This window comes from Flavobacterium laiguense (assembly GCF_003097655.1).
Taxonomy (GTDB): domain Bacteria; phylum Bacteroidota; class Bacteroidia; order Flavobacteriales; family Flavobacteriaceae; genus Flavobacterium; species Flavobacterium laiguense.
In genome coordinates, this window is record NZ_QCZH01000004.1 from 220,217 (window position 1) to 238,350 (window position 18,134).

At 35.8% G+C, this 18,134-nt stretch carries 13 protein-coding genes; 9 read left to right on the plus strand and 4 right to left on the minus strand.

The genetic code is table 11. The features are described from left to right. Nucleotides 1–134: 134 nt before the first annotated feature. On the minus strand, nucleotides 135–3,470 hold the full coding sequence (leuS, locus tag DB891_RS06200) for a leucine--tRNA ligase (RefSeq protein WP_116761658.1): 3,336 nt from the start codon (nucleotides 3,468–3,470) through the stop codon (nucleotides 135–137). A gap of 436 nt (nucleotides 3,471–3,906) precedes the next feature. Here leuS and DB891_RS06205 point away from each other — a divergent pair, with 436 nt between their 5' ends. From DB891_RS06205 to truB, 4 genes are all read left to right on the plus strand, one after another. Beyond that, nucleotides 3,907–4,782, plus strand: coding sequence for a cell division protein FtsX (locus tag DB891_RS06205; protein ID WP_116761660.1), 876 nt, complete (start codon nucleotides 3,907–3,909; stop codon nucleotides 4,780–4,782). 112 nt (nucleotides 4,783–4,894) lie between these two features. After that, entirely contained in the window at nucleotides 4,895–5,134 is a 240-nt protein-coding gene (locus DB891_RS06210) for a DUF3098 domain-containing protein (RefSeq protein WP_116761662.1), read from the plus strand. Between the two features lie 96 nt (nucleotides 5,135–5,230). Next, entirely contained in the window at nucleotides 5,231–6,043 is an 813-nt protein-coding gene (locus DB891_RS06215; protein ID WP_116761664.1) for an undecaprenyl-diphosphate phosphatase, read from the plus strand. Between the two features lie 7 nt (nucleotides 6,044–6,050). Then, a complete protein-coding gene (gene truB, locus DB891_RS06220; RefSeq protein ID WP_116761729.1) occupies nucleotides 6,051–6,749 on the plus strand; it encodes a tRNA pseudouridine(55) synthase TruB in 699 nt (232 codons plus the stop codon). A 316-nt stretch (nucleotides 6,750–7,065) separates the two neighbouring features. Here the strand turns inward: truB and DB891_RS06225 are convergent, their stop codons facing one another. After that, nucleotides 7,066–7,683, minus strand: a complete 618-nt coding sequence (locus tag DB891_RS06225) for a thioredoxin family protein (RefSeq protein WP_116761666.1) — start codon at nucleotides 7,681–7,683, stop codon at nucleotides 7,066–7,068. 96 nt (nucleotides 7,684–7,779) lie between these two features. Between DB891_RS06225 and DB891_RS06230 the strand changes: the two genes are divergently transcribed. The 4 genes from DB891_RS06230 to DB891_RS06245 all read left to right on the plus strand — a co-directional run bounded on the left by DB891_RS06230 (nucleotide 7,780) and on the right by DB891_RS06245 (nucleotide 12,885). Then, nucleotides 7,780–8,598, plus strand: coding sequence for a patatin-like phospholipase family protein (locus tag DB891_RS06230; protein WP_116761668.1), 819 nt, complete (start codon nucleotides 7,780–7,782; stop codon nucleotides 8,596–8,598). A gap of 269 nt (nucleotides 8,599–8,867) precedes the next feature. Beyond that, a complete protein-coding gene (gene pyrH, locus DB891_RS06235; RefSeq protein WP_116761670.1) occupies nucleotides 8,868–9,575 on the plus strand; it encodes a UMP kinase in 708 nt (235 codons plus the stop codon). Between the two features lie 76 nt (nucleotides 9,576–9,651). Next, nucleotides 9,652–10,215, plus strand: a complete 564-nt coding sequence (frr, locus tag DB891_RS06240; protein WP_116761672.1) for a ribosome recycling factor — start codon at nucleotides 9,652–9,654, stop codon at nucleotides 10,213–10,215. 171 nt (nucleotides 10,216–10,386) lie between these two features. After that, on the plus strand, nucleotides 10,387–12,885 hold the full coding sequence (locus DB891_RS06245; protein WP_116761674.1) for a DUF5686 family protein: 2,499 nt from the start codon (nucleotides 10,387–10,389) through the stop codon (nucleotides 12,883–12,885). 25 nt (nucleotides 12,886–12,910) lie between these two features. Here DB891_RS06245 and DB891_RS06250 read toward each other — a convergent pair whose 3' ends face one another. Both DB891_RS06250 and DB891_RS06255 read right to left on the minus strand, forming a co-directional pair. Continuing rightward, nucleotides 12,911–13,240: a DMT family transporter gene (locus DB891_RS06250; protein WP_116761676.1), complete on the minus strand. Its 330-nt coding sequence runs from the start codon at nucleotides 13,238–13,240 to the stop codon at nucleotides 12,911–12,913. Between the two features lie 2 nt (nucleotides 13,241–13,242). Further along, nucleotides 13,243–15,513, minus strand: a complete 2,271-nt coding sequence (locus DB891_RS06255; RefSeq protein WP_116761678.1) for a cation:proton antiporter domain-containing protein — start codon at nucleotides 15,511–15,513, stop codon at nucleotides 13,243–13,245. Between the two features lie 198 nt (nucleotides 15,514–15,711). Here DB891_RS06255 and DB891_RS06260 point away from each other — a divergent pair, with 198 nt between their 5' ends. Then, complete coding sequence (locus DB891_RS06260; protein ID WP_116761680.1) at nucleotides 15,712–18,126, plus strand: efflux RND transporter permease subunit; 2,415 nt, start codon at nucleotides 15,712–15,714, stop codon at nucleotides 18,124–18,126. The last annotated feature ends 8 nt before the right edge of the window (nucleotides 18,127–18,134 follow it).

Consider the following 18,134-nt stretch of genomic DNA (forward strand, 5'->3'; position numbering starts at 1 on the left):
TATTAAAATGTTACAAAAGTTAAAAAATATTTTTAATCGCTCTTTATTATTTTAATGTTAGTCGTTTATAAAAACAAAAAAAGCCAAATCTCAATAGTTGAAATTTGACTTTTTAAATATTTTAAATCTTAGAATTACCCCACCAAATTAATAATTTTCCCTGGAACAATAATTACCTTGTTTGGCGTTTTACCCTCCAGTTGTTTGATGGTTCTTTCGTCTTTCATTACGATTTCCTCGATTTGTTCTTTGGTTAAATCCAAAGGCAAAACCATTGTAAAACGCATTTTCCCGTTGAAAGACACCGGATACTCCTTATCACTTTCTACCAAATGTTTTTCATCCAAAGCTGGAAAAGGAACCGTTGCAATAGAACCTGTATTCCCTAACAACGACCATAATTCCTCAGCAATGTGCGGCGCATAAGGCGAAATCACAATCGCTAACGGTTCTAGAATGGCGCGAGAATGACAATTTTGCGTTGACAATTCGTTCACACAAATCATAAACTGAGAAACCGAAGTATTAAAAGAGAAATTCTCAATATCTTCCGCCACTTTCTTGATGGTTTTGTGCAATGATTTTAGATTGTCTTTCGTTGGTTCGTCATTGGTAACAATCAAACCATTTTCATCAAAATACAAACGACATAATTTTTTCAAGAATCCAAAAACTCCAGAAATTCCAGCTGTATTCCAAGGTTTCGCTTGCTCTAATGGCCCTAAGAACATTTCATACAAACGCAAGGTATCAGCTCCGTATTCGTTACAAATATCATCTGGAGTTACAACATTGTATTTCGATTTTGACATTTTCTCGATTTCACGGCCTACAATATATTTACCATTATCGTCACAAATGAACTCTGCGTCTTTATAATCTTCTCTGAAATTTTTAAATCTTTCAATATCTAACTCATCAGATGCATTCACAAATGAAACATCTGTATGAATAGGCTGTACACTTTGCCCGTTTATTTTATTTTTGGAAACAAAAACATTCGTTCCTTCCAAACGATACACAAACGCACTCATTCCCAAAATCATCCCTTGGTTAATCAATTTTTTGAATGGTTCTTCGGTAGGTGCAAAACCTTTGTCTTTAAGGAATTTGTTCCAAAAACGAGAATATAATAAGTGACCGGTGGCGTGTTCGCTTCCACCTATGTATAAATCCACACTTTCCCAATATGCCAAAGCTTCCTTACTCGCAAATTCATTCTCGTTATGCGCATCCATATAACGCATCCAGTACCAAGAACTTCCTGCCCAACCTGGCATAGTGTTTAATTCTAATGGAAAAACCGTAGTATTATCAACCAAACTCGTTTCAACCACTTTATTATTTGAAGTATCCCAAGCCCAAACCAAAGCATTCCCTAGAGGTGGTTGCCCGTCTTCGGTTGGTAAATATTTCTCCACTTCGGGTAAGATAATCGGCAAATGTTTCGCCTCTATCATTTGTGGCAAACCATTCACATAATACACAGGGAAAGGCTCTCCCCAATAACGCTGACGGGAGAAAACCGCATCACGCAAACGGTAATTGATTTTCCCTTTTCCTTGGTTTATTTTTTCTAGTTCTTCAATTATCTTTTTGGTTCCTTCTTTATAATTCAATCCGTTTAGAAAATCGGAATTGGCCAAAAGCGTTTTCTCTTTGTCATCAAACGGTTTCTCTGAAATATCAGCTCCTTCTTGGATGTTTTTAATCTCCTGCATGCCGTTTTGCCCTTTGAAGAAATTTGCAAAAGCATAATCTCTTTCGTCTCCACAAGGAACCGCCATCACTGCGCCTGTTCCGTATCCTGCAAGAACATAATCGCCAATCCAAACCGGAATTGATTCTTTTGTAAACGGATGTTCCGCATATGCTCCTGTAAAAACTCCCGAAATGGTTTTCACATCGGCCATACGCTCCCTTTCAGAACGCTTGGCTGTTTTTTCTATATAGGCTTCAACTGCTGCTTTTTGTTCTAGAGTCGTGATTTGCGAAACCAATTCGTGTTCTGGAGCCAAAGTCATAAAGGTTACTCCGAAGATGGTGTCAGGACGGGTTGTGAAAACCTCAATAAACCTCACCCCCAACCCCTCTCCTGAGGAGAGGGGAGCTAGCTCCACGTTCGTGTTAAAAGAATTTCGCAAGCTTAATTCTTCTTTTATTTTTGATAAAACAGTTTTAATATCATTTAAAACTTCTTCATTAGTAAAACGAATTACTTTATAAAGATGTTTTTGTTCCAACTCTAATGTTCGTAGTTCATCTAATTCAATTTGTTCTTTTGTATCGTGATACCCTCCGTCAACTTCAATAATTAACTTTTTCTCAAGACAAACAAAATCAACAATAAAATTACCAATATAATGCTGTCTTCTTATTTTATATCCTAAGTTCGAATTCCTAACTTCCTGCCAAAGTACATCTTCAGCTTCAGTTGGATTCTTACGCTTTTCCCTAGCGTTACCAACCAATTGCGAAGCAATAGAAGCATTAGCTGTCATATACCCCTTCTCAACAGCTTGGCTCCCCTCTCCTCTGGAGAGGGGCTGGGGGTGAGGTTTTACAGCAAATGAAACCATCGCCCCCACAGATTTTCCAATCCAGTTGCGTTGACTTTCCTTAATACTTTCACTCCAATCAATATCATTCAAACCTTGTAGCAAACGTTCCGCATAAGCCGAAATTCGCATGCTCCATTGTGTCATTTTTTTACGAATCACAGGATAACCGCCACGTTCCGAAACACCGTTTACAATTTCGTCATTCGCCAAAACCGTTCCCAATCCAGGACACCAGTTCACTTCCGTCTCCGCCAAATATGTCAATCGGTATTGCAGCAAAATTTTCTCCTGCTGTTCTTTTGCGAAAGCGTTCCATTCACTTGCCGTGAAAGCATCAATAGCGTCATCACAAACTGCATCCACCTTCGCATTTCCTTCTGTAGAGAAAATTGAAATCAAAGTTGTAATATCTTCGGCTTTGTCCGTATTTTTATTATACCAAGAATTAAACAATTGGATAAAAATCCATTGCGTATGTTTGTAATAATCCGAATTCGAAGTACGCACTTCGCGATCCCAATCAAATGAAAATCCTATTTTATCCAATTGCTTTCTGTACCCAGCAATCACTTTTCCTTCTTTATCCACACCGCCATCAATATTTACCGAAGTGGTATCCTCAGGACGTTGCCCCGTTTGAATAGCATATTGTTCCGCCGGCAACCCAAAACTGTCATACCCCATCGGGTGCAACACATTAAAACCTTGGTGTCTTTTGTATCTCGAATACACATCCGATGCGATGTACCCTAGCGGATGCCCCACGTGCAATCCCGCTCCTGACGGATAAGGAAACATATCCAATACATAATGTTTTGGTTTGTCTGAATCGTTTTTGGCTGCAAAAGTTTTATGCTCTGCCCAGTATTTTTGCCATTTGGCCTCAATTTCGTTCGGATTGTACTTCATTCCTCTTTTTTATTGTTTTTAAATGGAGTCATGCTATCGCATACTCAAGTCATTTTTATTGTTTTGCAAAACCTTCAGTAAAGCAACCAAAGGTGCATCTATATTAATTCGTATTTTAACTTAAAATTCATTTGGGCGTGACCTCATTAAGAAAAAGGGCCAACTTATAGCACCGCTTATTCGGCCCTTTTCCTTAATGGGTCGGGCTATGCGCGCTACTTCGGTAGCCAGCTTCTATCCCTCACGCGCTCTCGAAACCAAGACATTTGGTGTAAATAATTCACAATCACCAAAAAAACAAAGCTAAAAAGAAGAGCTAAAAAGAATAATGAGTCGACAAATTTACATTTATTGTACGAAAGTTAAAACTTTGGGAGTTATTAACTTCAAATTAAAGAATATGTTTATTATTTTTACCCCATAATTTAGATACATTATGAGTTCATCCTTTGAAAATTTTCAAAAGCGCAGGTTAATTTCTTCTTATTTTTCAGTAGTACTAAGCGTATTCTTGGTATTGTTTCTACTGGGTATATTGGGATTGTTTATTATCAATTCCAAAAAACTGGCCGATGACTTCAAAGAAGAAATAGCAATGACCGTTTTCTTCAAAAAAGAAGCCAACGACACTATACTTAAAGCTTTTGGTCAAGATTTGAAGAAAACCAAATTCTCTAAATCTTTTGTGTATGTTTCCAAAGAGCAAGCTGCAAAAGAACACACCGATATTATAGGCGAGGATTTCGTAACCTTTCTAGGCGAAAACCCATTGCAAAATTCATACGACATTCACTTAAAAGCCGATTACGTTGTTAGAGACAGTATCGCAAAAATCGAATCACAATTGCGCAAAAACGTAATGGTTTCGGACATCGTTTATGACAAACAATTGGTAAACTTAGTCAACGATAACATCAAAAAAGTAAGTATGTGGATTTTAATCGTCAGTGCATTCCTAACATTTATTGCGGTGTTACTAATCAATAGTTCATTGAGACTTTCTATACATTCGAATCGATTTATCATCAAAACGATGCAAATGGTGGGAGCTACCAAATCCTTTATCAGAAAACCATTTGTAATGCGTAGCATAAAACTAGGTATGATTGGAGCTGGTCTAGCAATTCTTGCTTTAATTGGAGTTTTGATTTATCTGGAAACCAGTTTTCCCGATCTTGGAATCCTAGACGACAAATTACTGATAGGTCTTGTTTTAATTGGCGTTTTTGGAATTGGCGTTTTAATCACTTGGCTGAGTACTTATTTTGCCACACAACGTTTCTTGAATTTAAGAACAGACGACCTATACTAATTTAAGATTTTAGAATATAGATTTTAGATTGCTTCACCAGTTCGTCTTTTAGGCTCGGGTGCAGAACTAAAAGTAAACGCAAATCATCCTAAGATTAGAAAAATAAATAAAAATGAAAAACGAAGAACACAAACAAGATTTTCTTTTCGAAAAAGTAAACTATAAAATTCTATTAATCGGAATTGGAGTAATTGCATTGGGTTTCATCCTAATGTCTGGAGGAGGAAGTGATGATCCTAATGTTTTTAACGACTCTGTTTTCGATTTCAGAAGAATTCGTTTGGCACCAACAACTGTTTTAATTGGTTTTGGAATCACCATTTATGCCATTCTTAAAAATCCTAAAAAATAAGTAAACAGTAAACAGTAATCAGTTTGCAGTTTGCAGTAAAAAGCAAACTAAATCAACTGATCACTAAAAAAACTGATCACTGATCACTACTGCAAAATGAACACATTACAAGCTATCCTCCTTGCCATTGTTGAAGGTTTAACTGAATATCTTCCTATTTCCTCAACAGGACATATGATTTTTGTAAGTTCTTATTTCAATATTCAAAACGACGATTTCGTAAAATTATTCCAAGTATCCATTCAGTTTGGAGCAATTTTGGCCGTAGTGGCATTATACTGGAAGAAATTTTTTGATTTCTCTAAACTAAATTTCTACATCAAACTAGCTTGCGCTGTGATACCGGCTTTGGTTTTGGGAAAATTATTCGACGACAAAATAGAAGCCGTACTTGGAGATCCAATTCCTATTGCAATTGTACTGATCCTTGGCGGAATTATATTGCTATTTGTAGACAGTAGATTCCAAAGTCCAACCATAGTAACAGAAGAAGAGATCTCTATTAAAAAAGCAGTTGCAATTGGTTTTTGGCAATGTTTAGCGATGATGCCAGGAACGAGTCGTTCTGCCGCTTCTATTATTGGAGGTATGCAACAAGGATTAACACGTCAAGCCGCTGCGGAATTTTCTTTTTTCCTCGCAGTCCCAACAATGTTGGCGGTAACCACTTATTCTTTATTATTAAAGACTTACGAAGTATCACAACTAAAAGGGTACGAACTTCTTATTCAATCTCCAGAAAACATAAAATTATTCTTAATGGGTAATGTCATTGCCTTTATTGTAGCCATTATAGCCATCAAATTTTTTATTGGAATCATCAAACAATACGGTTTCAAGCCTTGGGGATGGTACAGAATAATCGTTGGTATTTTTCTTCTAATTTACTTTTCATACATAAAACAATAGCCCATTGATAACCGCCGAAGATTTCTTAAACGGACAAATCCTCTTAATTGACAAACCCTTGCATTTTACTTCTTTCCAAGCGGTAAATAAACTCAAATATGCACTTATCAATAAAGTAGGGTTACCTAAAAAATTCAAGATTGGACATGCGGGTACTCTGGATCCATTAGCCTCTGGATTATTATTGGTTTGTACTGGAAAATTTACCAAAAGAATCTCTGAACTTCAAGGTCAAGCCAAAGAATACACCGGCACCTTTTATATTGGAGCCACCACTCCATCCTATGATCTCGAAACCGAAATTGATCAAACTTTCCCAACGGAGCATATCGACGAGACCCTCATACACGAAACCGTAAAACAATTCTTGGGCGAAATTGACCAAAAGCCACCTATTTTTTCGGCCATAAAGAAAGACGGAGTACGCTTATACGAACATGCACGCGCTGGAGAAGCGGTAGAAATTGCTTCGAGAAAAACCACCATTCACGAATTTGAAATCACAAGAATTGCACTTCCAGAAATCGACTTTAGAGTAGTTTGCAGCAAAGGAACCTATATCCGCTCCCTTGCTTTTGATTTTGGAAAAGCTATGAATTCAGGCTCACACTTGACAGTTTTGCGCCGAACAAAAATTGGGGATTACGATGTGAAAGATGCTATAGATGTGAGTTTATTCGAGCAAACTCTAACTCCTCGATTATAATCAAAAAAAAACACATAACAAATACAAAATTGGATTTGCGATGTGTTTTTGCTAAAACTAAAGTATTGTTAATCCATACTTTTCTACAATTTACCCCCACTATTGGTTAATAATGAGTGGCACTTTCATTTCCAAACAGCAAATGAGACACATAATCATAAACTTTTTCAAATAGTTTTTTCATAACGATGTTTTTTAAAAAAATTGTTAAACAATATTTAAATGCACCAATAAAAAAGCAAATCAAAATAATAGATCCGGTTAGCAGTCAGCAATTTACATATTTTTTGACACAAATAAAAATAAAATAAAAAAATTATATTAATAGGTTACATTTCATACTTTCCATTATCTCTACAACTTCATTCTGAATAGACAAACCCTTGTCATGTAAATACCACAATTGCAATTGCGATTTGGCTTCTTCATCTACAATTCCGAATTGTTCCTTATAGTTTTTAATTAATTCCGAAGCGCCTTTTGGCCTTGGTCCCCAATGATTACAAACCTTCCCAGATGCTTTGTCAATTATGATAAGTTTTGGTATGGCTCTGGCTCCATTGGTCAAAAAATGATTCATTACATCATCATTCAAATCGCGAAAAACGATTCTCAAATCGATTCTGTTCGACTCTAAAGCCATTTTATTTAATATTGGCAAAATTTGTGCGCCATCTCCACACCAGCCTTCAACTATGACCAACCAAATATATTCCTTTTCCAATGCCTTTAATTCTGCACTAATTTCCTCGGGAACGGTTATAGTTTTATCCAAACGTTTCAAACGCGTTTCATTCAAGGTACTGTAATGCAACAAATCTTCGGATTGCTCATTACCCGTTGACTTTCCTTCGGACAACAAATCGGTAACAATTTTTCTATACTCCAAATAGGTATAACTATTAAATAACGCTTTGGCAACTGAGATTTTCATAATTGAATTATTATTTTTTGTAAAATTAGGAATACTGTTCCTTTAAAAAGGTGATAAAAATCACTTTAGACCAAACAAAATGCATAAATTTATAAAATGGACGACAAATCAAAATCAATCGGTTTAATATTATCCGGAGGGGGATCAAAAGGCATTGCACATGCTGGGGTTTTACAATTCTTGGAAGAAAAAAACATTGTTCCTATTGAGATTGCAGGTTCAAGTGCTGGATCAATCGTTGCGGCTTTATACGGAATCGGAAAATCACCGATGGATATTTTGGAATTCTTTAAGTCCATTTATTTTTTCCATTGGAAACATTTCACCTTCACAAAAGCCGGATTGATTGATTCAGAATCCTTCAAAGAGTATTTTTACGAAATTTTCAAGGATACTACTTTGTCAGAACTTAGAATTCCTGTTCATATTACCGCAACAGACATGATCAAAGGAAAAACTAAAATATTTAATCCCGAAACAAAAACAATAGATGCTATTTTGGCATCATCGTCATTTCCGGGAGTAATGTCACCTTATGAAATTAATGGCAAATTATACAGTGATGGTGGTATTCTCAATCATTTTCCAACCGAAATTTTAAAAGATAAATGCGAAACTTTAATCGGAGTTTACGTTAGTCCAATGCAAAAAATAGAAGCCAAAGATTTAAACTCAATCAAATCTGTAACGTCCAGAGCTTTTGATCTATTTTCGGCCAATTCCAGTATACAGAAATTTGATCATTGCGATTGGTTGATTAAGCCCGAAGCGCTATCATTGTATAGCACATTCGAAACCAATAAAGCAAAAATGGAAGCTATTTTTACTATTGGGTACGAGTCGGCTAAAAAATCATATAAAAAACTTAATTCTTCACTAGACCCTAAGTTGCTAAAGTTTAAGCAGACAGTTTAAAAAAAGAAAAATTAATATCTCGAAAATAAAAAATTAATATTTCAACTGTAAATCAACACCGAATCTATCGGGATAGCGACTTAGTGCCTTAGCATCTAAATGAGCGTACGGAATAGTTGCCAAAAAACTTAATTTAAATATTTAAGTAACTCTATTTTCAAAAAAATCAGAATATGTCTATATTTGCACAAATTATGCAATACTGACTTAAAATGTAATGCAATTTACTTTCGATAATTCTAGGGAGACCTTAAAATAAAAACTGACTGATGAAATACAAAAGAATCCTTCTGAAATTAAGCGGCGAAGCTTTAATGGGTGATTTACAATACGGAATCGATCCAAAAAGATTGGCGGAATATGCCGATGAAATCAAGCAAATTCACGCAAAAGGAGTAGAAATCGCTATAGTAATTGGTGGAGGAAACATTTTTAGAGGTGTTGCAGGAGCCAGTGCCGGAATGGATCGAGTGCAAGGTGACTACATGGGAATGCTAGCCACAGTTATCAACGGAATGGCATTACAAGGAGCTCTTGAAGAAAAAGGAATGAAAACGCGTCTGCAAACTGCCTTAAAAATGGAATCAATTGCAGAGCCTTACATCAAAAGAAGAGCGGATCGTCATCTTGAAAAAGGAAGAATCGTGATTTTTGGAGCAGGAACAGGAAACCCTTATTTCACAACAGATACAGCTGCCGTTTTACGCGGTATCGAAATTAATGCCGATGTGATTCTAAAAGGAACTCGTGTAGACGGTGTCTATGATTCGGATCCTGAGAAAAATGCTTCGGCTGTAAAGTTTGACTACATTTCTTTTGATGATGTATTAAAAAAAGGATTAAACGTAATGGACACCACAGCATTTACTTTAAGCCAGGAAAACAAATTACCAATAGTCGTTTTTGACATGAACAAAATAGGCAATCTATTGAAAATTTGTGAAGGACAAAATATAGGAACCGTAGTTAATATATAGTTAGCAGTATTCAGTGTTCAGTTTGCAGTCGGAACTGATCACTAAAAACTGATCACTGACCACTAAATAAAAAATTATGACAGAAGAAATTGAATTTATATTAGATAGTACCAAAGAATCTATGACAGGTTCTATTGAACATTTAGAAAAAGCTTTTTTAAATATTCGTGCAGGAAAAGCATCACCAGCCATGTTGGGGAGTGTTTTTGTAGATTATTACGGATCAGCATCTCCGCTTTCTCAAGTTTCAAAAATTAGTGTGCCGGACGCAAGAACGATTACGCTTCAACCTTTTGAAAAAAACATGTTGCATCCTATCGAAAAAGCGATTATGATTGCCAATCTTGGGTTTAACCCAATGAATAATGGCGACCTGATCATTATTAGTGTTCCACCTCTTACTGAAGACAGAAGACGTGAACTGGCAAAACAAGCTAAAGTAGAAGCTGAAGACGCCAAAATTGGTATTAGAAACGCCAGAAAAGATGCCAATACGGATATTAAAAAATTAGAAAAAGACGGAACTTCGGAAGACATTTGCAAAAGCGCCGAAGAAGAAGTTCAGAACTTGACTAATTCTTTTATAAAAAAAATAGATGAGCATCTAGCTGTCAAAGAAGCCGAAATCATGAAAGTTTAATCTTTTATGATCATTATATTAAATCTGTCTTGTTTTTTGGAACGAGACGGATTTTTTTATTGCTATTTTTGCTACAACAAAACTTCATTCCTCTAGCTAAAGCTAGAGGCAATTCAAAGTTTTGTGTAATCGCATTTAAGATTAGAGTCCGAATAGTTAGCATCTTTTTTTATGAAGCACTTTATTGCATTGTTCTTCTTTTTTACGCTTTCGCTTCAAGCGCAATTTCAAGTAAACGGAATTGTGAAAGACGCTTCAACAAAAAAAACACTCCCTTTTGCAACAATAAGTACCAATGAAGGTACAAACACCGTATCTGATGTAGATGGAAAATTTAGTATTACCTCCCAGAAAGAAATAACGACTCTTGAAATTTCTTATGTGGGCTACTTAAAAAATACGATTCCCACTCAAAATAACAAATCATTCTATAGTGTTTTACTTGTTCAAAAAACGGATGAACTTCATGAAGTCATCGTTTCTAATGAAAACCCAGCGATTCGAATCATCGAAAAAACTATTGCAAACAAAAAGAAAAACAATCCCTTAGAAAGACTCCGTAGTTTTGAATTTAAATCCTACAACAAACTCATTGTTACAGCAAATCCAGACTCCATAAACGGAAGTATTGACTCTGTTTTTACCACTGTACCGTTTGAAAAAAAATTAAAAAAATTAGATTCTACCGATTATAAATTCAAACAACTTATAAAGAAACAGCATTTATTTCAAACCGAAAAAGTATCACAATACCAGTACAGCGACAATAAAATAAAAGAAACCATTTTGGGAACCAGAATGGCGGGTTTCAAACAACCCGTTTACGAAGTACTTTCTTTTAATTTGCAATCCTTCTCCATATACGACTCAAAATATGAACTTTTTGAAACCAAATACAACAGTCCTATTGCCAAAAATGGTTTAGAAGAGTATAACTATAAATTGTTAGATACTGTAGCCATAAACGGAAGAAGCACCTATATGGTTTACTTTAAAAACAAAGAAAAGAAAAAAGCTGCTGGTCTTGAAGGCATTCTTTATATCGACAAAAACAGTTATGCCATTGCAAAAGCCATTATGCGTATCAAAGGATTACTTGACATTAGTGGTATTCATGAATTTCAATACATTCCAAAGGAAAAATTATGGTTTCCAACCCAAAAGAATTTCAAAATCGTAAAAGGGGTTAATGATGATGATATAAAAATCCTAGGAGGTACGATTCAATTTGACGGGGACATTGAAGAAGATCTAAAACCTAGAAAAAGAACCGAATCAGATTATATTTATTTACAATCCCAAACCAATAATTTTGATTTTCAATACAACACCCCAATAAATATAAAGAAGCCCGTTGTTAAAATCGAAATTAAAGATGATGCCATTAATAGACCCGAAAGCTTTTGGGTCAAATATAGAAAAGACAGCTTAGACATCCGTAGTCAAAAAACATACATTTTACTGGACAGTATTTCTATACAAAAAAGAGTAGAAAAACGACTTAACCTTGGCCGTAAAATCCTTAGCGGATACCTTCCACTCAAGATTTGGGATTTCGATTTGCGTAAAATAATAAGTTACAACAACTACGAAGGCCTACGATTGGGCATTGGCGGCATTACAAATGACAAATTTTCAAGAAAATACAGATTAGAAGGCTACTCCGCTTATGGACTAAGAGACGACGCATTTAAATACAATTTAGGAATAGGCACTCGAGTACATAAATTTTCTAATACGTGGATTGGCGTTAGCTATACCGATGATCTTCGGCAAATTGCAACTACGGATTATGCCGTCGATAAAAAAGCATTCAAGATTTACGACCCTCGCTCCATCAACTTCAGTACTTTTTATCGATATGAGCAATGGAGAATTGCCATAGAATCTAAAATCATCCCCAAAATGGAAAGTATTTTGGTATTTGCCAATACCTTTGTTGAGCCAAAATTCAATTACACCTACAACGGCAACGGCACTTTATACGAAACCTACACCATGACAACAGCTACGATTTCGCTAAAATGGAATCCGTACAGTGATTATATGCAAACGCCAACGGGAAGAATAGAAACTGACAAAAGGTTTCCGAAATTTACTTTTCAGCTTACACAATCGATCCCCGATATTTTGAATAATGATTTTAGTTTTACCAAAGCAGACTTCAAAGCAGAATACCAAATAAAGCATTTAGACGGCCAAAGAACCCACTTATTGTTTGAGGCTGGTCGGGCTTTTGGCCACCTTCCACTCCCTCAATTGTATAGTGCTTCACCTAATAATCTCAACAAAGAAACCGTTTTACAGCGCATCACTTTTGCTGGTAAAAATAGCTTTGAAACCATGTATTTCAATGAGTTTTTCTCCAGTGAATTCATGTCCTTTCAATTCAAACACGGCTTTAACAGGATTTTCCTTTTCAAAAAAGTAAAGCCCGCTGTAGATTTTGTAACCCGAATGGCTTGGGGCAGTATGAAAAACCAAGAAAATCATATAGGGATAGATTTTAAAACACTGAACAAAGGCTTTTTCGAGTCCGGAATAGAACTCAACCAAATCTATAACGGCCTGGGTCTTGGCGGTTATTATCGATATGGCCCGAATCATTTGAGCAAATTTGAAGATAATTTGGCTATAAAATTGACTTTCATTCTTGATTTGGGGATATAAAAATAGTTAGAAAGCTTTTTTACATTTAATGTGACGACACAAATTTCAGCCCAATTATAGACGTTATCAAAGTAAACAAGAAAAAAAGCCTCCAGAAAGTAGCGGGTTCTTTGAAGACAAAAATACCTACCAGAACTGTCCCTACTGCTCCAATGCCGGTCCAAACTGCATAAGCGGTGCCAATTGGCAACGTTTGTGAAGCTTTGTACAATAAAGCCATACTGACAGAAAGGGCTATGAAAAATCCAATCATCCACAAAGTAGATGTCATTCCAGAGGTTTCTTTGGCTTTGCCCAAACAGGTAGCAAAACCTACTTCAAAAAAACCTGCTATAATAAGTAGAATCCAATTCACAATTAAGGTTTTATAATCAACACCGAAGGAACTCCGCTCAGCCAAACAGAGCGAGAATCCAACAAATCCTTCCAACTTTCCAGACTCACAATCATTAGATCTTGTCTCTCTAAGAAATCCATTTTAAGAATGGATTCATCATCCAAAATAATATTATTTGGGAATTTTTGCTTTAACGAACTGATCGCGCTTTCCATTACAAAGTTAGAATCAATGTGACCATTGATGTCCAAGAAAGCAACCGTAGAATCATTATTATAAATTAACTTTTGTGCGTAATCAATCAAAAAGGAATCTTCGGCACCAAAAATGGGCATAAAAACATGATTTACTTGTTGCAAGTCTTTGTCTATCAAAACTCCCAAAGGCATTTTGGCTTTCAAAACAATTTGTCTTGTTCTTTCATCAAATGGGGAATTGGCAAACAAACCTTCCTTACCGGTAAACTTATCTATTAATCGTTCTGGATTGATAATTCGGGTAGTAAACCCAATCACTTTTCCTAAAATGGTTCCTTCAAAAATAGACTTTCCTAAACCTACCAATAATAAATCATAGTCTCCTTGATTGGCAATATCCGTTATTTCGGTTTCTATATCAATAGTTGCCTTAAAAATAGTCGTGATTTCTTGTTTTAAAATAGTTGCCTCTTCTACAATCGGACTAAAACTATTTTTCTCTTTATCCTCCATATTAAAGGTGTGAATTTCATCACTTAACGATAAATGCAAAGCGGTAATACTGGCTTTAGCTTTTTGTTTTTTTACCAAACTATTGGCCAAACGCAACAGCGATTTCCCTTTTTCGTTGTTTCCAAAGGAGATTAAAATTCGGTATTTACTATGGTTTATTTCCTCTTCATGATCTGTTACATCTGTGGTTTTAAAAATATAATTAATTACATCCAAAGCTGGACCAGTCATAAAAGTGGTCACCAGTGCCATGATTACCATCATCGTAAAAACCTCAGGTGTAAGCACTTTAAGTTCAAGTCCTATATTAAGAACGATTAGTTCCATTAAGCCTCTTGTATTCATCAAGGCGCCAATGATTAAACTATTTCTCCAACTTTGTCCAACAAATTTTGCTGCCAAAGCGCTTCCTAAAAATTTACCCACTACCGCAACCAATATAATAAAACCAGTAACTTTCCAAAGATAAGGATCATTAATCAATCCTATTTCTGTTCTTAATCCTGTAAAAACAAAAAACAACGGAAGTAACAATAAAACTGAAACATCCTCCACTTTTTCTATAAAAACGGTTCTGAATTTGGCAACATCCGGCATGATACTTCCCATCATAAAAGCACCAAACAATGCGTGAATCCCTACTAGCTCGGTAGCATAAGAAGAAATAATCAACGTCAGAAAAAAGATAGCCACTACAGGTTTACTCAAACTGTCTTTGTCCCCATATAAGTCCCCAATTCTTTTCAAAAAAGGTTTCACCAGAAAGATCATCAAGAGAACATAAAGCAAAGCCAACGAAATAATATATAGTGAACTTACAAAGGTTCCTGCCTTTACAATCGCAATTACCACGGCCAATAAACACCAAGCCGTAATATCATCGGCGGCGGCACATGTAATTGCAATAGCACCCAGTTTAGTTTTGTGCATTCCTCTTTCTTGAACAATTCGTGCCAAAACAGGAAATGCAGTAATACTCATGGCAATTCCCATGAACAAACTGAAAGAAAGAAACTTAACTCCCTCTGGAGCAAATCGATTGTAAACAAAATAGGCCAATCCGATTCCTAAAGCAAATGGAATCACAATACTGGCATGACTTATGACAATGGCCTCTTTCGCCCTGTTTTTCAACACTTTGATATCGAGTTCCATTCCAATAACGAACATAAAAAGTATCAGACCGATTTGGCTCAAAAATTTTAAATTTGGCAAAGACTCAACTGGAAATAAACCCGCCGAAAATTCAGGAAAATACGCCCCCAACAGGGATGGTCCCAAAGCAATACCGGCAATAATTTCGCCAATTACCGAAGGCTGTCCTATTTTTTTGAAAACCCATCCAAAAAAACGGGCCACCAATATAATCATTATGATTTGTGCCAATAAAATAGCCAATGGATCTTTTATATTATGCACCATCGATACCACAAAATCTCCCCAAGAATCATTAGTAGCTGTAGGAGTAAGTATCGTTTTGGATATTTCTAAATGTTTCCCTTGTAGTATAATCCAGTAAATTAGAGCAGAAAAACCGCCAGTGATAACCAAATAAAAAACTGTATTCTTATAATTTTTCATACCTGTAATAGTGCCCAATTAATTTTCAAAAAACAAAGATGAGAAAAACAAATCTATTAATAATCAAACAATTTTAAATAGTAACCGAAATTTAATTCCATCAATAACATACGCTCAAAAAAAACTGCAAATCAAATGCTTAAAAAAGCAAAATAACTGTATCGCTTTTTGTAAATTTGCCGCGTTAAAAATTTCAATATGAAAAAATGGTTTAGTCTGGGATTTTGGGAATTAATCGCTAGAGTTGTTCTTAGAAATAGAATACTAATGTTGTCGATAATTGCACTAATTACGGCACTTTTGGCGATGCAATGGAAAAACATCCATTTCACCCATACCGAAGCCAATTTATTACCAGCCGACAATATCGTCAACATTCAATACAATTCCTTTCTGAATAAATTTGGCGAAGAAGGAAACCTGATTGTCATTGGCGTAAAAAATGACGCCATATTCACCCCAAAAGTATATGCCTCTTGGGTAAAATTAATGAACACGATCAAATCAAACAAAGACATTGATTTGGTTATTTCATTGAATGACTTGAAAAAATTGCAAAAAAATGAAACCCTTGAAAAATTCGAACTGGTTCCGTTTATTGACCAAAGCAAAACACTGGACAAAGACTATCTTCAAAAAATAAAGCACGAACTTTTTAACAAACTCCCTTTCTACGAAGGATTGCTTTTCAATAAAAGATCCGGAAGTATTCGCTCTGCGGTTTACCTTGACAAAAAGATTGTAAACACTCCCGAGAGAAAAAATTATGTGCTCAACGAACTGATCCCTGCCATAAAAGTCTTCGAAAAAGAAACCGACATCAAACTTCGTGTTTCAGGAATGCCTTACATTCGAACGCTGAATGCACAAACCATCTTAAAAGAAATCGGACTTTTCATCGGGGCCGCTTTATTTATAACGTCCCTATTGTTCTTTTACTTTTTCAGAAGTTTTAGAGCCACAATGATTTCGCTATTCATTGTGATCATTAGCGTAATGTGGTCTTTTGGTATTTTGGGATTATTAAATTATGAGATTACGGTGCTAACCGCGATGGTCCCAACCTTGATGATTGTTATCGGGATTCCCAACTGTATTTTCCTAACCAACAAATACCACCAGGAATACAAAATTCACGGAAACAAAGCCAAAGCATTACAGCGTGTAACCACAAAAGTCGGAATGGCAACCTTGATGACCAATGTGACCACCGCGATAGGTTTTTTCACCTTCATATCTTCCAACAACAAACTGCTTATAGAATTTGGGAATGTGACTTCCATCAACATTTTGATGCTTTTCATTCTATGTATTATTACTATTCCAATTTTACACAGTTATGCCCCTGCGCCAGTAGAAAGACATTTGGAGCATTTGGACAGAAATTCCATTAAGCGTTTCATGGATTGGATTCTAAGAAACGTAAAATACAACCGTTTCTCTATTTATGTAGTAGCCGTAAGTCTTTTGGTTATTAGTATCATTGGTATCTTTCAAATGCGCATTTCAGGCAGTTTGATTGAAGACATGCCCAAAAAAGAAGATTTTTTCAAGGATATTGTGTTTTTTGAAAAAGAATTTGACGGGGTGATGCCATTAGAAATAATGATCGACACCAAACGCAAAAAAGGGGTCATGAAACTGTCTACTTTGAAAAAAATGGATGAACTTCAAAAAACGATTGAAGAAATCCCAGAGCTTTCAAAACCAATTTCGATTGTCAATTTGGTAAAATTCTCCAAACAGGCGTATTACAACGGAAATCCTGATTATTACGATTTACCCACTTCTCAGGAGCAGGCCTTTATATTATCCTTTGCCAAAAATGCCACGAAGGATTCCAAAGAAAACTTGATGAAAAGTTATGTCGATGCTACAGGACAAGTGGCAAGAATTACCACGTTTATGCGTGACGAAAGCGGCAGCAGAATCCCTATTATTGAATCCGAAATTCGCAGAAAAGCAGATATACTTTTTCCGCCCGACCAATACAATGTAATTATTACGGGAAAAGCATTGGTGTTTCAAAAAGGAACTGGATATTTACTTGACAACTTGCTTTCTTCTTTGCTATTTGCCTTTTTCCTAACTGCACTTTTGATAGCGTTTATGTTTCGTTCAGTCAAAATGGTGTTAGTTTCGATAATACCAAATCTCTTGCCGTTGTTGCTTACCGCAGGAATCATGGGTTTTTTGGATATTCCTTTAAAACCTTCTACGATTTTGGTTTTCGGTATCGCGTTTGGACTTTCGGTCGATGATACCGTTCGATTCCTGGCTCAATACCGAGAGGAGCTCAGAAAAAACAACTGGAAGATCAAGAAATCCGTTTACGCTACCTTTAGCGAATCGGGTCTGAGTATGTTTTATACTTCTATCGTTTTGTTCTTCGGATTTTCAGTATTTATGCTTTCGAGTTTTGGGGGAACCATTGCTCTTGGAGGTCTGATTTCACTGACTTTATTATTCGGAATGTTGTCTAATTTGATGTTGTTGCCTGCATTGGTTTTAACCTTGAACAAAACTATTGCGAACGAACAGGAATTTATTGAGCCAAAAATTGAAGTCCTCGAATTTACAGACGAAGAGATTGACGATTTCGAAAAAAAATAGGAGTGGTT